This window comes from Flavonifractor hominis (genome assembly GCF_040095835.1).
In the GTDB taxonomy this organism is placed as follows: Bacteria; Bacillota; Clostridia; order Oscillospirales; family Oscillospiraceae; genus Flavonifractor; species Flavonifractor hominis.
In genome coordinates, this window is record NZ_JBBMFT010000001.1 from 564,249 (window position 1) to 582,189 (window position 17,941).

The 17,941-nt window shown below is 59.0% G+C and carries 16 protein-coding genes; 7 read left to right on the forward strand and 9 right to left on the reverse strand.

The annotated features are described in order from the left end of the window. The first annotated feature begins 67 nt into the window (after nucleotides 1-67). From WMO45_RS02920 to WMO45_RS02940, 5 genes are all read left to right on the forward strand, one after another. The gene (locus WMO45_RS02920) at nucleotides 68-1,771 is read left to right on the forward strand and encodes an ABC-ATPase domain-containing protein (protein WP_349139150.1); all 1,704 of its coding nucleotides are present in this window, start codon (nucleotides 68-70) and stop codon (nucleotides 1,769-1,771) included. After that, nucleotides 1,768-2,724 (forward strand): DMT family transporter, encoded by a 957-nt coding sequence (locus WMO45_RS02925; protein ID WP_349139151.1) that lies wholly within the window; start codon nucleotides 1,768-1,770, stop codon nucleotides 2,722-2,724. Before WMO45_RS02920 ends, WMO45_RS02925 begins: the two co-directional genes overlap by 4 nt. Nucleotides 2,725-2,849: 125 nt before the next feature. Continuing rightward, complete coding sequence (locus tag WMO45_RS02930) at nucleotides 2,850-2,978, forward strand: hypothetical protein (RefSeq protein ID WP_349139152.1); 129 nt, start codon at nucleotides 2,850-2,852, stop codon at nucleotides 2,976-2,978. Between the two features lie 221 nt (nucleotides 2,979-3,199). After that, complete coding sequence (locus tag WMO45_RS02935; RefSeq protein ID WP_349139153.1) at nucleotides 3,200-4,537, forward strand: CCA tRNA nucleotidyltransferase; 1,338 nt, start codon at nucleotides 3,200-3,202, stop codon at nucleotides 4,535-4,537. Between the two features lie 132 nt (nucleotides 4,538-4,669). After that, nucleotides 4,670-5,152: a YbaK/EbsC family protein gene (locus WMO45_RS02940; RefSeq protein WP_349139154.1), complete on the forward strand. Its 483-nt coding sequence runs from the start codon at nucleotides 4,670-4,672 to the stop codon at nucleotides 5,150-5,152. A gap of 95 nt (nucleotides 5,153-5,247) precedes the next feature. Here WMO45_RS02940 and WMO45_RS02945 read toward each other — a convergent pair whose 3' ends face one another. Beyond that, nucleotides 5,248-6,237, reverse strand: a complete 990-nt coding sequence (locus WMO45_RS02945; protein WP_349139155.1) for a helix-turn-helix transcriptional regulator — start codon at nucleotides 6,235-6,237, stop codon at nucleotides 5,248-5,250. 269 nt (nucleotides 6,238-6,506) lie between these two features. Beyond that, nucleotides 6,507-7,160, reverse strand: a complete 654-nt coding sequence (locus tag WMO45_RS02950) for a YczE/YyaS/YitT family protein (protein WP_349139156.1) — start codon at nucleotides 7,158-7,160, stop codon at nucleotides 6,507-6,509. A 247-nt stretch (nucleotides 7,161-7,407) separates the two neighbouring features. Here WMO45_RS02950 and WMO45_RS02955 point away from each other — a divergent pair, with 247 nt between their 5' ends. Next, nucleotides 7,408-7,686 (forward strand): GNAT family N-acetyltransferase, encoded by a 279-nt coding sequence (locus WMO45_RS02955; RefSeq protein ID WP_349139157.1) that lies wholly within the window; start codon nucleotides 7,408-7,410, stop codon nucleotides 7,684-7,686. 28 nt (nucleotides 7,687-7,714) lie between these two features. Here WMO45_RS02955 and sigG read toward each other — a convergent pair whose 3' ends face one another. Beyond that, complete coding sequence (gene sigG / locus WMO45_RS02960; RefSeq protein ID WP_349139158.1) at nucleotides 7,715-8,485, reverse strand: RNA polymerase sporulation sigma factor SigG; 771 nt, start codon at nucleotides 8,483-8,485, stop codon at nucleotides 7,715-7,717. 165 nt (nucleotides 8,486-8,650) lie between these two features. Here sigG and pdxR point away from each other — a divergent pair, with 165 nt between their 5' ends. After that, nucleotides 8,651-10,048 (forward strand): MocR-like pyridoxine biosynthesis transcription factor PdxR, encoded by a 1,398-nt coding sequence (gene pdxR, locus WMO45_RS02965; protein ID WP_349139159.1) that lies wholly within the window; start codon nucleotides 8,651-8,653, stop codon nucleotides 10,046-10,048. A 351-nt stretch (nucleotides 10,049-10,399) separates the two neighbouring features. On the opposite strand, the gene WMO45_RS02970 is transcribed toward pdxR, so the two are convergent. The 6 genes from WMO45_RS02970 to WMO45_RS02995 form a co-directional block, all read right to left on the reverse strand. After that, a complete protein-coding gene (locus WMO45_RS02970) occupies nucleotides 10,400-10,855 on the reverse strand; it encodes a helix-turn-helix domain-containing protein (RefSeq protein ID WP_349139160.1) in 456 nt (151 codons plus the stop codon). 74 nt (nucleotides 10,856-10,929) lie between these two features. After that, complete coding sequence (locus WMO45_RS02975) at nucleotides 10,930-13,641, reverse strand: calcium-translocating P-type ATPase, PMCA-type (protein ID WP_349139161.1); 2,712 nt, start codon at nucleotides 13,639-13,641, stop codon at nucleotides 10,930-10,932. Between the two features lie 27 nt (nucleotides 13,642-13,668). Further along, on the reverse strand, nucleotides 13,669-14,439 hold the full coding sequence (locus WMO45_RS02980) for an HAD family hydrolase (RefSeq protein ID WP_349139162.1): 771 nt from the start codon (nucleotides 14,437-14,439) through the stop codon (nucleotides 13,669-13,671). Further along, nucleotides 14,436-15,542 carry a cysteine protease StiP family protein gene (locus WMO45_RS02985; RefSeq protein WP_349139163.1) on the reverse strand — a complete coding sequence of 369 codons (1,107 nt, stop codon included), beginning with the start codon at nucleotides 15,540-15,542 and terminating at the stop codon, nucleotides 14,436-14,438. The genes WMO45_RS02980 and WMO45_RS02985 overlap by 4 nt, the downstream gene beginning before the upstream one ends. Beyond that, nucleotides 15,539-16,780 (reverse strand): phosphoribosyltransferase domain-containing protein, encoded by a 1,242-nt coding sequence (locus WMO45_RS02990; protein ID WP_349139164.1) that lies wholly within the window; start codon nucleotides 16,778-16,780, stop codon nucleotides 15,539-15,541. The genes WMO45_RS02985 and WMO45_RS02990 overlap by 4 nt, the downstream gene beginning before the upstream one ends. Then, nucleotides 16,773-17,888: an HpcH/HpaI aldolase/citrate lyase family protein gene (locus WMO45_RS02995; protein WP_349139165.1), complete on the reverse strand. Its 1,116-nt coding sequence runs from the start codon at nucleotides 17,886-17,888 to the stop codon at nucleotides 16,773-16,775. The genes WMO45_RS02990 and WMO45_RS02995 overlap by 8 nt, the downstream gene beginning before the upstream one ends. Nucleotides 17,889-17,941 lie beyond the last annotated feature (53 nt).

A 17,941-nucleotide genomic window follows, 5' to 3' on the forward strand; every position in this document is an offset into this window, starting at 1 on the left:
GTAAAAGCTGGAAAACCCAGTTATAATAAAATCGTTGTGTTCCAATCAACGCGGGAGGAAGATACCTATGCAGACAGCAGCTGATCTAAAAAATCTGCTCACGCGGATCGACCGGAAAAGCTATCCGGCTTATAAAGATACCAAGGGCTCCTATCAGTTCCCGGGATATGTGCTCTCCATTGACCATGTGCAGGGGGATCCCTTTGCCGCTGCGTCCAAACTGAGCGTCCATGTGCGCGGGACAAAAGCGGGATTTCCACACACTCTGTACCAAACCGCCTGCCAGCGCGTGGCCCTTCAGGACGCACTGACCCGTCGCTTCAGCCAACAGGCGGAGCAAGCTTCCTTCCAGGCCAAAGGTTCGGGCCACAGCGGGCTGATCTCCATCAGCCGCTGCGGCCAGGAGGTTCTGGAGCGGACCGCCTGCCAGATCGATCCCGCCAGTGGGGATATTCTGCTCCTCCTGGAGGTGGGCTTTCCTGCCAACGGTCGGACCATTAACGCCCGCGAGCTGGAGAAAATTCTTTTCCAGCTGCTGCCCAGGTGCATAGAGTCCGCCCTTTTCTATCACCCTTCGGATGCCGGACGCCTTCAGGCCGTGGCCGACCTGGCGGAAGATCAGCAGTACATCCGGGACCAGCTTCCCAAGCTGGGCCTGTGCGCTTTTGTTGCAGATGGCAGCATTCTCCCCCGGGCATCCGGCGTCTCTTCCCTGCCCATGAAAGACGCCGTTCCCTTCCGCTCCCCTCCGGAACGCTCTGTATGTTTGAACCTGCCCCACAGAGGGCGCCTCACCGGCATGGGGATTCCCAAGGGCATCACCCTGATTGTGGGGGGCGGCTATCATGGCAAATCCACCCTGCTCAAGGCACTGGAACGAGGCGTATACAATCACATTGCCGGAGATGGTCGGGAGTATGTGATCACCGACAACAGCGCCGTAAAGATTCGGGCCGAGGATGGCCGGAGCATCCACCGGACCGATATCTCTATGTTCATCCGCGATCTGCCCAACGGCAAGGACACTGTCCATTTTGAAACTCAGGATGCCAGCGGCAGCACCTCACAGGCAGCCAATGTGGTGGAGAGCATGGAGGCAGGCGCTTCCCTGCTGCTCATTGATGAGGATACCAGTGCGACCAATTTTATGGTCCGGGATGCGCTGATGCAGCGAGTCATCCACCGGGATATGGAACCCATCACACCGCTGATCGACCGGATCCGGGCGCTTTATGAGGACTATGATATCTCTACCATTTTGGTAGCCGGCAGTTCTGGGTCCTATTTTCACGTAGCTGACCACATCATACAGATGGACCGGTATGTCCCCAGAGAAATCACCATCTTTGCCAAAGAGGAAGCCAGGGCCTTTCCTATGGATCCCGACCCTCTGCCCCCCGCCAAAGCCCCGGATTTTGACCGTCGCCCTCTGCCCTGTGCGGATCTGCGCAGCAGCGAACGGGTCAAGCTCAAGGTCCTGGGTCGGGATGAGATATCCCTTCAGCATGAGACCATTGATTTGCGATACGTGGAACAGCTCACCGACCGTGAGCAGACGGCCGCTCTGGGTTATTGCCTGCTTTATGCCCAGCGCCATCTGTTGGACGGAGCACACACACTGCAGCAGGTGGTAGATACGCTGGATGGTATGTTGGAGCAGCAGGGCCTGGCAGCCCTGTGTGAGCGTAGAGCCGGCACGGATTTTCTGGCCCGTCCCAGAAAGCAGGAGATTTTTGCCTGTCTGAATCGGTATAGGGGGTTGAAGCTATGAACGGACCCTTCTGGAAAGACAGTGTTCGTTTGGATCCATCTGCCTCAGGCCATTTGGCCGCACTGTTTACGATCCTTGTCTGGGGTACCACATTTATTTCCACAAAGGTTCTGTTGGTGCATTTTCAGCCTGTGGAGATCCTGTTTATTCGTTTCGTCATTGGTTTTTTAGCCCTGGTAGTGGTCTTTCCCCGGCGTCTGAAAGACACCACACCTAAGCAAGAACTCACCCTTGCTGCCGCAGGTCTGTGCGGAGTCTGCCTTTATTATTTACTGGAAAATATTGCTTTGACAAGCACCATGGCCTCCAACATCAGTGTGATCGTCTCTATAGCACCCTTCTTTACCGCCATTTTGTCCCACTTTCTGCTCAAAGAAAAAGGAACGCTGCGCATCCATTTCTTCCTCGGTTTTGCGGTAGCCATGGTCGGTATCGCTTTCATCAGCTTCAACGGTTCCACCCTTCACCTCAGTCCCGTAGGCGACATACTGGCCCTGCTGGCTGCCATTGTATGGGCCTTTTACTCCATTTTGACCAGGCTCATCAGCGGATATGGTTATCCCACCGTTCTGACCACCCGCCGGACATTCTTCTACGGCATTCTGTTTATGATCCCAGCGCTGTTTCTGTTGGATTTTCACCCGGAGCTGACCCGCTTCGCCGATCCCGTTTCCCTGCTGAACATGGTCTTTCTGGGGTTGGGTGCCTCGGCGCTCTGCTTTGTCACATGGAATTTTGCAGTCAAACAGCTGGGGCCGGTCAAGACCAGTATTTACATCTATATGGTCCCTGTTATCACAGTGACTGCCTCGGTACTGATCCTGCACGAACCGTTCACCTGGATGACCGGCGTAGGGACCGTACTGACGCTGGCAGGGCTGTTTCTCTCCGAGTGCAAATTCTCAAAACGGCCCGCCCCAGACCAGAGCACCGACCGGTCTCCTTCTGTTTAAACGGCAAAGGCAGCGGCCCAGAAGTTCCTTTCCGGGCCACTCTGCACACCGGCACGCTCACGCCTTATGATCTGGTGGCCCCATTTTTTACTCAGCACACGGTCTCTCCTTGTGAACGGCAGAGTATGGATGCCGCCTGGCGCGCCCTGGAGGATTTTACCGGCGGTGAAAATGCGCTGGTGGTGATGGACGGCTCCGGCTCCATGTATGGCGTCTGCAGCAGGTGTTCCAGCTGCTGCTCCACACCACCGTAAAGTACCGCCTTTCCCCGGAGGAGCTGCCCGACAGGCTCTGCATCATTTTTTTGACCGCTGTGTGGATAACGGCGCACAGGCCAATCTCGACCGCGCTCGGGCACACTTTGCACAATATGGGTATCCGCTGCATCCCCTTATGATGGATGTCCTGAGCAATCCGCGCCATGCGGCCATCACAGCCTGATAGCACCCCCGTTTTGTATGAGGAGATGGAAACTATGGCCAATCCGTTCCACCTTCCACCACAAGTGAATACCGCTCTGTCTCTGCTGGAGGCCGCCGGTTTTGAAGCGTTTTTGGTGGGCGGCGCGGTCCGTGACCAGCTGTTGGGCTTAGGCGCGGGAAAAGACTGGGATATCGCCACCAGTGCCCGCCCCTGGGAAATAGCCAATGTATTTGTCAGCTCTCGTGTGATACGAACAGGCTGGAAACATGGCACTGTAACGGTACTCCTGGATGGCATGCCCCTTGAGATCACCACCTACCGCACCGGCGGTCCCGGCCCGGCAGGATTTGCCGGAAGCCTGGAGGAAGACCTGGCCCACCGGGACTTTACCATAAATGCCATGGCCTATCACCCCAGAACCGGCCTTGTAGATCTATATGGCGGGCAGGAAGATCTGGTCTGTGGTATGGTACGCTGCGTGGGAAATCCGGACCAGCGCTTTCAGGAGGATGGTCTGCGCCTTCTGCGCGGCCTTCGTTTTGCTGCGATATTCCGTATGCAGCTGGCTCCCGACACCGCCATGGCCATCCACCGGAACCGTGCGTTGCTGCAGGCTGTAGCTCCGGAACGCATTCACTCTGAATGGACCAGACTTCTTTGTGGTCCGGACGCAGAGCATGTCCTTCGCATCTTTGCCGATGTAGCCGCTGTATCGATCCCCGAGCTGGCCCCCATGTTTGGCTTTGAGCAACATAACCCCCACCATGACAAAGACATCTGGGAGCATACTCTGGCTGTTTTATCCGCTGTACCGCCCGATCCCGTACTTCGCTGGGCGGCCTTATTTCATGACATTGGAAAGCCGCAGTGCTTTTCCTGCTCCGAGGACGGCACAGGACATTTTTACGGCCATGGGACGCTGAGCGCTCAGCTGGCCGACGCCATTCTCACCCGCCTGCGCTGTGACACCGCCAGCCGGACCCGTATCGTGACGCTTGTCCGCCGCCATGACACGCCTATCCTGCCGGAACCGAAACCGGTTTGCCGATTGCTCAATCAGTTGGGACCGGAAGGCGTCCGCCAGCTGATTGAACTGCATAAAGCCGATACCATAGGCCAGTCCATCCTCTGCCGCGACCGTTTGGAACAATATCGGCAGGCAGAGGCGGTATTGGATGAACTACTGCGGAAAAAAGCCTGCTTTTCCCGCAAAGATCTGGCTATCCATGGCAAGGATCTGACCGCATTGGGCCTGCATGGCAAAGCCGTGGGCACTGCACTGCAGACCTGCCTGGAAGCCGTGCTGGACGGGCGCGTCTCCAACGAACGAAACGCACTGCTGGCGTTTCTTCTGTCTGATCCGCTCCATTTTCCCCCTTCGTCCATCTGAGTGCTGCAAGAGCGCATATGAATTCCGGGTGTGTCCGCACCCCTCTGGGCACAGGGGATACCATTCTTTGTTTTACTTCCTGTCGACAATCGTATATACTAAGATGGAAAACTCTGATGGGAAGGTGTCAACATGTCTTTGGAACGGGTCAAGGAATACTTTGAGCAGGTCGGTCTTGGCAGCAGAATCATCGTACCCGAGGCCTCCAGTGCCACTGTGGCAGAGGCAGCGCAAGCTCTGGGCTGTCAACCGTGTCAGATCGCAAAAACCATGTCCTTCTTGGTGGGCGGTGCTCCGGTACTGATCGTTACAGCGGGAGATGCCAAGGTGGACAATCCGAAATACAAGGCTTTTTTCCACGAAAAAGCCAAGATGATTCCCGCCAATCAGGTAGAATCCTGCATTGGACATGCTCCAGGCGGCGTGTGTCCGTTTGCTACGCTCCCCGGTGTAACCGTCTACCTGGATCGCTCCCTCAAGCGTTTTACACATGTCTACCCCGCCGCCGGCAGCAGCCAGAGCGCGGTGGATCTGTCCCTGGAAGAGCTGGAGATCCATTCCCACTCTTCCGGCTGGCTGGACGTCTGCAAGGATTGGGATGAGGCAGCCGTATAACTCCAATTTCTTACCAGAGAGCGTTTTTTGCTCCCAAAGCAAGGGCGGCCCGCAGCGATATGCTGCGGGCCGCCCTTGCTATTCCTTTCCCTTATTTAATCATACAGTGAGGAAATGGCATGGATATGCTCCTTCATGGCCTGCACCACCGGCTCCGGCCCAAGTACCCTTGCCTTCTCTCCAAAGCCGCACAGCCAGGCAAAAAACTGGGGACTGACCACCACTTCGGTCTGGACGGTAAAGTGCTCGGTATCCTCCGGTACCAAAGACACATCCTGCCCCAGCCGGTCCAACACCGCCCCCACCAGTTCCCGGTCAAAGCGCATTCGGACAGACACCATTTCCCCGGTAAACATCCCAAATACCCGACGGGCATATAGTCCCATATCCAACGCAGCATAGGCCTCCTGCCCATCCCGCGGCTGCTGAGTGACACCGATGTCAGCCATTTTGTCCACCCGGAAATGCTTGATGATACCGGCCTGCGTATCAAACCCCACCAGATAGTAGTTCTCGTCATCCCAGGTCAGTGCATAGGGGCTGATGACATACCATTCCCCTCCGCGCCGAAACTGCCGCTTTTTCTCCATGGTGTACTCAAAGTAATGAAAGCGGATCTTTCGATTTTCCCCGATACCACGGTGGATCTCATCGACGTTGTAATAAATGGACTCATTCATGGTCTTGACCCGATTTTTGACATAGACCTGCCGGTTGAGCTGCTGTGCTTCATAGATGCTGGCCAGAGCCTCAATTTTTTTGATCAGGCTCACGGTCTTTTTCTGTGTAATAAATTTCGAGGATTGGACACTGTCCACCAGCAGCTTCAGCTCGGGCAGTTCGAACTCCCGCCGGGCCGCATACCAGCCGCTGTTCCGCCCGGAACCAGCCTGCAGGATGTCCATACCAAAATTCCGCAGGGCCTCCAGATCGTCATAGATGCTCTTGCGCTCAGCAGAAATACCATGGCGGTCCAGTTCCTGAATGAGCTGCGCCACCGTCACGGGGTGTGCTTCATCCGAATTGTGCAGCAAATACTCCATGATGTACAAAATCTTCAGCTTCTGGTACGGGGCACGGGCCATGACCACACCACTCCTTTGGCTCCGGGATCTTCCTCCCTTACTATACCACTAATATTTGTTTTTGAAAAATAGTCCATGGCAAAATCCGGACAAATACCCCAGCAAGGACTGCACAAGCCATCTTCTTTCTGCGCCCCAGCATAACAAAGGATCTGTCCCGTTATCCGGACAGATCCTTTGTTCTTGGCCGCGTGCTCCGCACAGCGCAGTTCTATTCCCTGATGATACCGGTACACAAAAGATTGATCAGGGCACTGCGGCAGCAGGGCTCAAAGCAAATAGCGCTGAGCAAAGCGCTTCATGGGGCGGTTGACCTGCTTTGCAGTCAGGCCCACAAAAATGGCTGCCGCCACAGTGCCCTCCCGCACGCCGGACAGCTGATGTAGAAATACCAAAGAAAGCAGGCAGGCGATGAGGACCAGCGTCACGTCAAAGCCCACTTTGGCGTTGGCAAACTTTACCCGGAAGGCCTTGCAGACGGCCAATACCATACCTTCGCCCGCTAACGTAACCACATTGGCTGTCACTTCAAAGCTGACCCCTATCCCGACCAGCAAGATTCCCACCACGCACAGCAGCCACTGCGCGGGATAGGTCCCGACTGTGATCCCCCGCAGGGCCCACACGCTGAAATCGGTAAGTACTCCGAACACCAGCGCCACCGGCAGCTGGAGCAACTGGACCGGGTCATATTGCCGCCGCAGCAGCAAAATCTGCAGCAAGATGAGCACAATATGCATCACGATGGTTGCAGTACCCACACTGAGCGGGGTGAACTGGCTCACTACATAGGGCAGGCTGGAAATTGGCGAGGTACCCAGTCCCGCCTTAATGGAAAAGGCCACACCGAAGGCCATGATGAACAACCCCACACACAGCAAAAGGCTGCGCCGGATGGTACTGCGGATCTGTGTCTGCTGCATCACACACGCCCTCTTTCTGTACCGGACACACCGGTGCAGAACTCTGTCAGTAAATAATGCCGCACTTTCATGTCGGTTCCTCCAATAATACGTATACGAATTATATTACTCTTTATTATAAGCCTGCTGTCAAGGCGGGCAAAAAAAACAGCCTCTGCCATTTGAGCAGAGGCTGTCCAGGGCCGCCTGTGTTTTGATGCTTGTCTTTCTGTATGATCCCGGTTATACTTCAGTTGAGGTGATCGATATGGAGTTTACGCATACACCAGGGCGTATATACGCCTGCGCGCCCGACGGAACGCTGCTAGCCGAAATCACATTCCCCGACGCCGGCGGTGTTGCACAGATCGACCACACATTCGTGGCTCCCGCGCTGCGGGGACAATCTGTCGCCGGACAGCTGATGGCTGCGGCAGTCGGTCAGATCCGTACCCGCGGTCTGAAGGCCCATCCCACCTGTCCCTATGCTGTGGCATGGTTTTCCCGGCATCCGGAACAGACTGATCTGCTGGATACCGCCCTGTAGCAGGGGCGGTATCCAGCACTCGCATTGATCAGAGGCTCTTCTTGATCTGATTGATGGCATTTTTCTCAAGGCGTGATACCTGGGCCTGAGAGATCCCTACTTCGGCTGATACCTCCATCTGCGTTTTTCCTTCAAAAAAACGCAGATTCAGAATATGCCGTTCCCGCTCGGAAAGCCGGTTCATGGCTTCTTTCAGTGCAATGTGCTCCAACCAGCTGTCATCGGTATTTTTGGAGTCTTTTACCTGATCCATAACACAGATGGTGTCCCCTCCATCGGAATACACCGGCTCATAGAGAGACACCGGGTCCACAATGGCATCCAGAGCAAACACCACGTCTTCCCGCTTGAGATCCAGCAAGCCGGCAATTTCCTCAATGCTAGGCTCCCGCTGGTGTTCACTCATAAATTTCTCTTTGGTCTGCAAAACCTTGTAAGCAGTATCCCGCATGGAGCGTGACACCCGCATGGAAGAGTTGTCCCGAAGATAGCGTCGGATCTCTCCTACGATCATAGGCACGCCGTAGGTAGAAAAACGCACATCCAGATCCGTATTAAAGTTGTCAATGGCTTTGATCAGTCCGATGCATCCCACCTGGAACAGATCATCCACATTCTCGCCCCGGTTGGAAAACTTCTGGAGCACTGAGAGTACCAGTCTGAGGTTGCCGGCAATCAGGGCTTCCCGGGCGGCCATATCCCCCTGCTTGGTGCGGCGTAACAGCTCCATGGTCTCTTCATTTTTAAGGACCTTTAACTTGGATGTGTTGACGCCGCAGATCTCGACCTTCCCCTGCATATCCGCCGCCTCCCCATACGTGAAGTCTGTGTTCAGTATGTCCGAGACGGAACGATTCATACCGGTGGGCTGGTCCCTATATTTTTTATCGTGGGACGGGTTTCGATGGACTTTGCCCTTCTCCTTTTTCCAACGGCAACGCTTACTTCAATGGGAGGTGTGACCATGCTGACCCCAATTCTGGACGCCGGCAGTTCCCGGCCGCTCTACGAACAGCTCTATCGTCATATCCGGAGCGAGATCGAAACCGGCCGGCTCAAAGCCGGGGAGCGCCTGCCCTCCAAGCGCACCCTGGCTGCTCATCTGAAGATCAGCGTGGTGACCGTGGAGGGTGCCTATGGCCAGCTGCTGGCCGAGGGGTATCTGCGCTCCGAACCAAAGCGCGGCTTCTTTGTTCAGGCCGTACAGGAGGCGCCGCCCCCCGCTGTTCCTCTGCCCCCACTGGCCGCAGCTCCCGTGCGGCCCCGCTTTGATTATGATTTCTCCACCAGCGGCGTGGACACCAGTCTGTTTCCCTTTGCCACCTGGGCTAAGCTCATGCGGGAGGTCCTTTCGCAGCAGGAGGACACCCTGCTGGCCTCCTCCCACCCCCAGGGTATACCGGAATTACGGCAGGCCATTGCCCAGCACCTGTATCGTTTCCGCGGCATTCGGGCCGATCCGGAGCAGATTGTGGTGGGGGCCGGGTCGGAAACTTTACTTGGTTTTCTGGTCCAGCTGCTGGGCCGGACCGGCGCCTACGGCGTGGAGGACCCGGGCTATGCCAAGACCCATCGTATTCTGTCCAGCTGTGGGGCTAAGGTGTGTCCCATCCCGTTGGATGAGTATGGCCTAAACGTAGATCTGCTGGATGCGCAGCGCATTCAGATCGCCCACGTGACCCCTTCCCACCACTTTCCCCTTGGTACCATCATGCCTGCCCCCCGCCGGCAGGCGCTGCTGCGCTGGGCCGCAGAGCGGCCGGAGCGTTATATCGTGGAAGAGGATTACGACAGTGAGTTCCGCTTCTCCGGCCGTCCCATTCCCGCCCTGCAGAGCCTGGATGTCGGAGAGCGTGTGATTTATCTCAATACCTTTGCCAAGACCCTGGCCCCCTCGCTGCGCGTCAGCTATATGGTACTGCCTCCCCACCTGCTGGCACGTTGGCGGCAGGAGTTCTGGTTCTATGCCTCTACCGTTCCCTCCTTTGAACAATATGCACTGGCCCGGTTTATGGAGCGGGGCCATTTTGAGCGCCACCTCAACCGTACCCGCATGCGCTACCGCGCCCGGCGTGAGGCACTGCTGGCCGCTGCAAAAACCACTGGTTTGACGGCTGTTGGTTCCTTTTCCGGCGGGGACGCCGGGCTGCATCTGCTTCTCTGGATGGACCGGCGCTGGCAGGAGCAGGAACTGGTGGATCGGGCTGCCGCCGTTGGTGTAGGAGTGGCTCCTCTCTCCGCTTACGACCTGAGCGCGCCGCCCGCCGGCCGGCCTCCTGCCCTCATTCTGGGCTACACAAGGGTGGACGCTGAGAAGATGATGCCCGCTCTGCTGCGTCTGAAGAACGCCTGGGGTTTTTGACGTATTTTTCCGTGCATGCTTTTTTCCCTTCGGCACATCCTGTAGCCGAGGTGAATCAGATGCGTCAGCCTTACACCGATCTGTATGCGCTCTTCCGCCATGACCCCAGGACGGAAGAATATTTCAATGCTCTCCCTGCCTACGTTCAGGACCGACTTCGTTCCCAGTATCAGGCAATCGATACATTGGAACACCTTAAGCTGTACGCCCAACGAATCCAGGCCCGTCAGACATCCGCGGGAACCGTGAACATCGGTGGGAGCACCTATTTGCCCCCACCCCTCCACCTTTGATTTGGATAAAAAACACGTCTCCGTCGCCCTTAAAGGCAACGGAGACGTGTTTTCCTTTTTATTTATGTCTGGTCAGTTCCCGGCGAACTGCCTTGGCAATGAGTTCCTGCCCTTCGGGTGTGGTTAAAAACTCCTCTACCACGGACCGAAGCTGCTCCCTGGCCTGCCGGCCTGCAAACAACGCATCCAGCATGGTAGCTCCCTCAGGGGCGGACTCGCTCCGGCGCTTTTTGACCGGTGCAGGAGCGGGCCGCGGTTCCTCCGGCTCTTCCTCATAAGCGCCGCTCATCCAGTCGCCCTGGCGGGTGCGGTCGTTGCTCTCCCCCCGCAGATACAGCAGAGAGACCCCAAAGTAGTCGGCCAGCTTTTCCTGCTGCTCCTTGGTCGGTGTCTGACGGCCGGTCTCAAACTTTTCAAAGGCATTCTTGGGAAATCCAAGCGCGGCCGACGCCGGGCCGCGGCCCAGGCCCGCCTGGGTACGCAATTCCTCAATGCGCTGTGCCATCGTTACCATAACATCGTACCTTCCTTCTCCTTGGTCTGGCAGACGTTATTATAGCCGAATCCACTCCGACGTGCAACGGGCAATCAGTCCTTGTGGCTGCGGAAAATCAGCTTGCGCAGAGTACCCACCGGCAGCACGATCAGGGAGAAGAGGACCACCCAGCCCCACTCGCTCAGGGTGAGAGGAGCCGTACGCAGAATGGGGCCGCCCACAAAGGTCATGAGCACCTGTACTCCGGCGATCAGGGCCATAATGTACAGGAACATCTTATTGCCGCCGATGTTGTCAAAGATATTGATCTTTTCGGTACGGGCATTGAAGCCGTTGAGCATGGCGGACAGGACATAGAAGCAGAAGAAGCCCGTCATAAAGTAGATATCACGGGTACCGAACACCAGCTCGCCCTCTGCACGGAACAAGCTCTGGAAGAAGGGATGCTCCAGGAAGAGAAGGCTGGCCGCCGTCAGATAGATGCCCATGGTGAGCAGAGACGACCACATATCCTTGCTGACAATGGACTCGTCCCGGCGCTTGGGCTTCTCATCCATGTAGCGGTCCAGAGCCGGCTCACCGCCCAGCGCCAGGGCCGCCAGGGTGTCCATCACGATGTTGACCCACAGCATCTGAGTTACCGACAACGGAGTGCCCATGCCGGTAAAGGGACCGATAAAGGCGATAAGTACCGCACTGATGTTGATGGTAAGCTGGAATACAATAAACTTGCGGATGTTGTTGTAAATGGTGCGGCCATAGAGCACCGTCTTAACCAGAGAGTTGAAGTTGTCATCCAGGATGGTGATCTCGGCGGCCTCCTTGGACACCTCGGTGCCCGAGCCCATGGCAAAGCCCACGTCGGCCTTCTTGAGGGCGGGAGCGTCATTGACGCCGTCGCCCGTCATGCCCACCACCAGGTTCATTTCCTGGGACACCCGGACCAGCCGGCTCTTGTCGGTGGGCAGGGCCCGGGCCACCACCCGCAGGCGGGGCAGGCGCTGCTTGAGCTCCTCATCGGACAGGGCTGCCAGATCGTCACTGGTGAGCACCAGATCGTCCTCCGACTCAATGAGCTTGGCGTCCCGGGCGATGGCGGCGGCAGTCTCCTTCTTGTCGCCGGTGACCATGACCACCTGGATGCCCGCCCGTTTGGCGGTGCGGATGGCCTGCACCGCCTCGGGCCGCAGCTCGTCACGGATGCCCACCAGGCCCACAAAAGTCATGTCCTGGAGCAGATGCTCACCAATGCGGTTGTCCGAGGTAGCAAAGGCCAGGACACGCATGGCCTTCTCAGACAGGACAGCCATACGCTCCTCCAGCGCGGCTCGGACAGCCTCTGTCATGGGGTGGACCTGCAGGTCTTCGCCGTAGTAGTGGGTGCAGTAGGCCAGCAGCTTCTCCGGCGCGCCCTTGATGATGGCCCGGTCCAGCTTGCCCTTGATCTCACTGGCGGAATACTTGTTGGCGCTGTTGAACATCAGCGTCTCGCCGCATTCCAGCTTATAGGCTTCGTAGGCCAGGGTACCTTCCGGACCCACAAACTCATGCAGGGCCCGCTCGGTGGCGTTGCCGCCGGTGACCTGGAGCTTGCCGTTGTTTACAAGCGCTACGGCATTGGTATTGCCGCAAATGTTGATGAGCAGCATCTCCCGCAGGGCTTCGGGCACGTCCTGGAAGCTCTGATAGTCGCGGTTCTCCGCAGAGACAAAGTCCACCACCTGAAGCGCACCCTTGGTGATGGTGCCCGTCTTATCGGAAAAGAGGATATTGAGGCTGCCGGCGGTCTCGGCGCCGTCGATCTTGCGGATGAGGATGTTGTCCTTGAGCAGCTTTTTCATGTTCAGTCCGGAGACCAGCGCAATCATCATGGGCAGGCCCTCAGGTACCGCCACCACGATGACCACCACCGCCAGAGTGATGGAGTGCACCAGATCGGACAGGATCTGCATCAGGTTGGGCATGGAGAAGTAGCTTGTGGCCCCCTCCAACAAAGTAGGATTGAAGAAGGCACAGTTGATCATAAAGGCCACGGCGATGAGGGTACCGCCGATATAGCCAAATCTGGAAATGACATCGGCCACCTTGCCCAGCTTGACCTTGAGGGGAGATTCTCGCTCCTCGTCGTCCTTGAGCTCCTGGGCCAGCTTGCCGAACTGGGACTGGTCGCCCACGCACTTGACCTGCATGACGGCCTCTCCGCTGGTGACCACCGCGCCGCGGTAGACCTTGTGCTTGTCCAGGAAGTCCACTTTATCCCCATCATAGACATAGTCGTCGGGCGCCGCCTTTTTGGGGGCCTCCTCGCTCTCACCGTTGAGGCTGGCCTGGTTCACTTTCAGCTCGCCTTCCACCAGCACGCCGTCGGCGCATACCTTGTCGCCCGCCTGCAGCAGAACAAAATCGCCGGTGACGATGTCGTCGATCTTCAAATCACAGATCTGGACCACGCCGTCCCGCTTGCGGAACACCTTACACAGGATCTTGGAATACTCGTCCTGCAGCTTCTGGAAGAGCTGGTTGTTGGAATACTCGCTGTAAGTGGACACGGTGGTAGCCAGGACCACCGCGATGGCAATGCCCACAGCCTCCAGCCAGTCCCCCACCCCCACGATGGCAAATACCACCGTGATGGCCAGGGCCACCGTCAGGATGCGGATGAGCGCGTCTCCCCGGAAGGTCTCCCAGAGTTCCTTCCAGAAGGAGGTCTGCTCCGGCGGCGTGAGGGCGTTGGAGCCGTGTTTCTTCCGGCTTTCTTCCGCCTGCTCATCCGTCAGAGCGGGGATTTCATGTCGTTTCAGCATGGATCATTTCTCCTGTCACAGATAGATTCAAAGTGCGTGCAGCAGGTCCGTCAGGACCTCTTCCGTACCGGCCTGGGCCGGCGCGTGGGAAAAGCGGATGGGAAAGCCCCACTCCCCGCCCTCCAGTTCACAGCCCGCCAAAGACCAGGCCGTTTCGCAGACCCGGAGCATGGGCAGATCAAAGCCCGAATCCCCAAAGCCCACGGTATGATCGTCTCCCTCCCGCTCCATGACATAGGCCAGTACCGCACCTTTGTCGATGGCCGCCGGAAAGAGATAGAGTTTTTTGCGCTGGCGGACCAGACTCCAGCCTGAACCGGCCAGTTCCTCTGCCAGCTGACCGCAGACCTGGTCGTCGAAGGCGTCCGCCTCTACAAAAAAGACCGCCAGATATTCGTACTGCTTGGACAGGCACTGGATACCGGGCAAGTCGGACAGCACCCGCCCCACCCCATCGCTCAGCGACAGAGGCAGGCCATGTACCACGGCGGCCACCCGGCGGCTCCACTCCCGGTCCAGCTCACCGTTGTACAGCAGATACAAGCCGTTCTGGGCCGCCAGATAGGGGCAGCTTCCATCCCCTACAAAAACCACCCGTCTGGCCTGCTCCACTCCCCGCATGGTGTTGGGAAGAAACAGCACCTTTTTTTGCAGCTGCCGCAGGGCGGCAAGCGCCCCGGGCGTCATAAACCCGTAGGGCTCTCCCAGGCGGTACTCGGCGGGGACCACCGCCGGAGACTCGGTCAGGCGGCCCCGGGAAAAAATCAGCGTGCGGTCCAGATCGGCAGTAAAGATCATTCCGTCCCTCCCCGCCGGTCGGCGATAAGCCCACAGCACAGGTAGGGCATATCGGGATAGACCTCCACCGGAACCCCCCGCTCCCGGGCCAACAAGAGGATATGAGCGGTATCCGGATGATTCGCCTCCCGCACCAGCACCCGGTCAGGCACCCGACGCAGAAGCACCCGGGTGGTTTCGCCGATGCTGGGCTTGATGCGGTTGATATCGGAGATCCCGAAGTGTACTCCAATGCGCTCCACCGCCGTCATACCTCGCCAGTCGGGCGTGCGGTCCTCCCGCTCCAGCGCTGCAAGGCGGGATAAGATCGCCCCTTCCTGCGGTACAAACTGCGCCGTGACCGCATCCAGATACCGCGCTGTCTGGTCCAGGGGGGCAAACTCCCGGTAGACCCGTACCCCGTGAAAATCCTCCGGTCCCACCAGCGCGGTGTTGTGTACGGTCCGGCTGATGAGTCCGCAGATGGTAGAGTTGAGACAGCAGGATGGATTGATGAAATCCTCCCGGGTGGCATAGAGATCGGTGGAATGGGCCGGGTCGGCCAGCACCGCCAGGATGGGGGCGATGGCCCCGCCGTGCCCGGCATTGTAGGCGTCACAGGACTCCCGCAGCTGCCGGGTGATCATTCCCTTTCCCGTCCAGCCGTCCACAAACACCAAGGTCTGTCCCGGATGCCGGGCGAGGATATAGGAGATGGCATTGGCGTCAAAGCCCTTGCCCCGGATGATGCTCACCCCGTAATGGGGCACCTCTATACCCAACCGCAGCCGGGCATAGCGGGTCATGAGCGCCCCGCAGGGCGTGCCGGCCCGCACCAGGGATACCAGCACCGGCTGCCGGAAGCGCTCCAGCACCAGACGGGTCAGTACCCCGGTGTACTCCGCCACCCGGGGCACCTGGGTCTGCATCAGCTGGTCAAATACCTGCATATACGCCGGGCTTGGGACCTGCTCGATGGGCAGATCCTCCGAGTAGTGCCGCCCGGCCTGGATCTCCCGCTCCCGGCAATCCGTGGGCCGCTCGGCCACCCGGCCTGTTACATCCTGGAGCAGAAGGGTCACGTCTGCCGGGTCAAAGCTGCCGGGCGGATCCAACGGCTTCACAACAGCACCACCTCCTGCTGTTCCATACCACGCCCGGCCAGCCAACCCATCAGCTGTTGGGCGCCCTGGGCGCGGAAACTCGCCTGCTCCGCCAAGAGCACCACCCTTCGGTAGCGCCCCTGAGGAACATTGTAGATGTACCCGGCGGCGCTGTATCCGTCCGGGGGCTGGAATTGCACCCCGCAGGTGACCGCCGAACCGGTCAGTGGATAGACCGGGCTCTGCGTGGTGGAGTGGAAGGCGCTGGCGCCGCAGTAGCCGGCGATGAGGGCAGGCTCATAAATGAGCTCCCCCGTACCCAGAAACAGGGTATCCTCCCCTGCCGGCCCCAGGCTCCGGGCCACCCGGCGGCAGAAGGCTTCGCATTCCGCCTGGTCCCTGGGGGTGAGCAAGGTGCGCCCCATGCTCCCGCCCCGTTCCAGCGTTTGCGGAGCTATGGGAGTACCTGGCCATTCCCGGCAGTCGTCCAGAGCAAAGGGGGGCAGCGTCCCACGCTTCTCCCCCACAATCCGGCCGTGGAGCAGGCTGACCAGCTCGATCTCCACCCCCAACCGCCGGGCCAATTCCTCACGGTTGGCCTCGTCGGTCCAGTCCAGCAGAGTCAGCAGGGTAAAACGCCGGATGCCAAAGCGGCGGTGGAGGGCCTCCACCAGCTTCAGCGCCGTATTGCCGGTGGTAAGCTCATCATCCACCAGCACCGCCCGGGTCCACCCCGCCCGCTCGCCCAGTCCGGGCGCCACGTGGAGCAGATGGGTCCTGGCGTGGGAGTGGGACTCTTCAAAATATACCGTGTCCCACCCATCCAAGGGCAGGCGGGTGGTGCTGAGGTAGTCCCACGCCCCGTCATAACAGGCCGCCACCGCCCGGGCAAGGCCGGTGGCCGTCTCGGCAAAGCCGACGAACAGGGTGCGCTCCTCCGGCGGCAGAACCACACGTGAAGTCGCCAGGGCCTCCATCAGGGTGGGAAAGTCCGTCCGGTCGGTCCCCCGGACCACACCGGCCCAGCGCTCCCATTCCCCGCCGCCGGAACAGGCCAGAGCCAGCAGCTTTCCTGCCGCTGGAAGTACCTGGGGCCGGATGGGCAGGTGCTTGCCCAGCACCCGGCTGACAAAGAGGAAACTGCGCTTTGGATTTTTCCGTACCGCCAGGGCAAACAGATCCTCCGGCATCAGGCCGAACCGGGCTGGCTCCAGCTCCAGCTTCAAATCCAGGACCTGTGGAAAGGTATACTCAGTCACCAGTCACCGCCCCTTCCAGCGCGGCGGCCAGCGCGGCCCTGGACACACCCTCCCGCAGTACACCGTAGACCTCAGCCTGGGCCAGTATTTTCTCCGCCCAGACGGCATGAGGTTTACGCTCGTTCATCTTGTTGCGCCGGGTCCCGGCCAACACGCCCCGCTCCGGAGCCTCCTCCGCCAGGATGGACCGGGCATCCTCCCACAGCTCCCGGGGTACGGCGCAGGCGGCCTGCACCGCCGGAAGCTGAGCGGGATGGACGCAGGTCTTGCCCAGAAAACCGTTCTGCCGGTCCAGTGCCAGCTCCCGCTCCAGTCCAATCCGCTCGGCGCTGCCGGCCGGGCCGTAATATTCCCACACCGGGGCGCTGAGGGTATAACGGTCCCCCAGGCCAAAGACCCGCACCCCGTCCGCCAGAACCTGAGCCACAGGGAGCACTTCATAGACCGGGGTATCCACTTCCCGCCGGACCCCCAGCAGGCCGCACAGGTCGGTGGCACCGACGCGGATATTGAGGATGCGGTCATAGTGCGCCTCGGTACTCTCCCGCATCCGCCGCAGCAGGGCCAACCGATCTTGGGAATCCATCAGCTCCTCCGACTCCAGGATAGGCATGGCATAAAAGGGCTGGACGGCCCGGGCAGCGATGCTCTCCACGCATTGGAGCAGCCCCTCCAGGCCATCGGCCGTGACTTTGGGCAGGATCACGCCGGTGAGCACCGGGCTCAGCCGGGCAAAGGCGTCCCCCAGTCGCTCCAGCATGGCCAGATCCTTTACCCGCACAAAGAGTAAGGGCAGTTTTTCCGGTGGCAGCTGCCCCTGTTCTGAGGCCGCACACAACCGCTCCAACTGACGCACGGTGTTCTCCTCCGCCGCCCGCCGGGCGCAGTCGCCTACCGCATCCTCCAGACAAAAGGCCATGGACGTCAGCAGAGGAACCCGCTGCTCCAGAACAATGTCTGCCCCATCGGTCCGGGAACCGGGTGTATAGAGCAACCCACCCACCGCCCGGCGCAGCCGTTCTCTGGGCGTCTGCTTGTCAAACGGCGACGGAGTCCGCCAAAACAGATGTGTCTGCTCCTCCACCGTCAAGTGCTGATAATACTTCATGGTCCGATTAAACTACCTTCCGATTAAACGCCCCCGGGCGGAAAGGTCACGCC

Coding starts and splice junctions, on each gene's coding strand:
- WMO45_RS02920 (WP_349139150.1), top strand. CDS start 68: ATGCAGACAGCAGCTGATCTAAAAAATCTGCTCACGCGGATCGACCGG.
- WMO45_RS02925 (WP_349139151.1), top strand. CDS start 1,768: ATGAACGGACCCTTCTGGAAAGACAGTGTTCGTTTGGATCCATCTGCC.
- WMO45_RS02930 (WP_349139152.1), top strand. CDS start 2,850: ATGGATGCCGCCTGGCGCGCCCTGGAGGATTTTACCGGCGGTGAAAAT.
- WMO45_RS02935 (WP_349139153.1), top strand. CDS start 3,200: ATGGCCAATCCGTTCCACCTTCCACCACAAGTGAATACCGCTCTGTCT.
- WMO45_RS02940 (WP_349139154.1), top strand. CDS start 4,670: ATGTCTTTGGAACGGGTCAAGGAATACTTTGAGCAGGTCGGTCTTGGC.
- WMO45_RS02945 (WP_349139155.1), bottom strand. CDS start 6,237: ATGGCCCGTGCCCCGTACCAGAAGCTGAAGATTTTGTACATCATGGAG.
- WMO45_RS02950 (WP_349139156.1), bottom strand. CDS start 7,160: ATGCAGCAGACACAGATCCGCAGTACCATCCGGCGCAGCCTTTTGCTG.
- WMO45_RS02955 (WP_349139157.1), top strand. CDS start 7,408: ATGGAGTTTACGCATACACCAGGGCGTATATACGCCTGCGCGCCCGAC.
- sigG (WP_349139158.1), bottom strand. CDS start 8,485: ATGCAGGGGAAGGTCGAGATCTGCGGCGTCAACACATCCAAGTTAAAG.
- pdxR (WP_349139159.1), top strand. CDS start 8,651: ATGCTGACCCCAATTCTGGACGCCGGCAGTTCCCGGCCGCTCTACGAA.
- WMO45_RS02970 (WP_349139160.1), bottom strand. CDS start 10,855: ATGGTAACGATGGCACAGCGCATTGAGGAATTGCGTACCCAGGCGGGC.
- WMO45_RS02975 (WP_349139161.1), bottom strand. CDS start 13,641: ATGCTGAAACGACATGAAATCCCCGCTCTGACGGATGAGCAGGCGGAA.
- WMO45_RS02980 (WP_349139162.1), bottom strand. CDS start 14,439: ATGATCTTTACTGCCGATCTGGACCGCACGCTGATTTTTTCCCGGGGC.
- WMO45_RS02995 (WP_349139165.1), bottom strand. CDS start 17,888: ATGAAGTATTATCAGCACTTGACGGTGGAGGAGCAGACACATCTGTTT.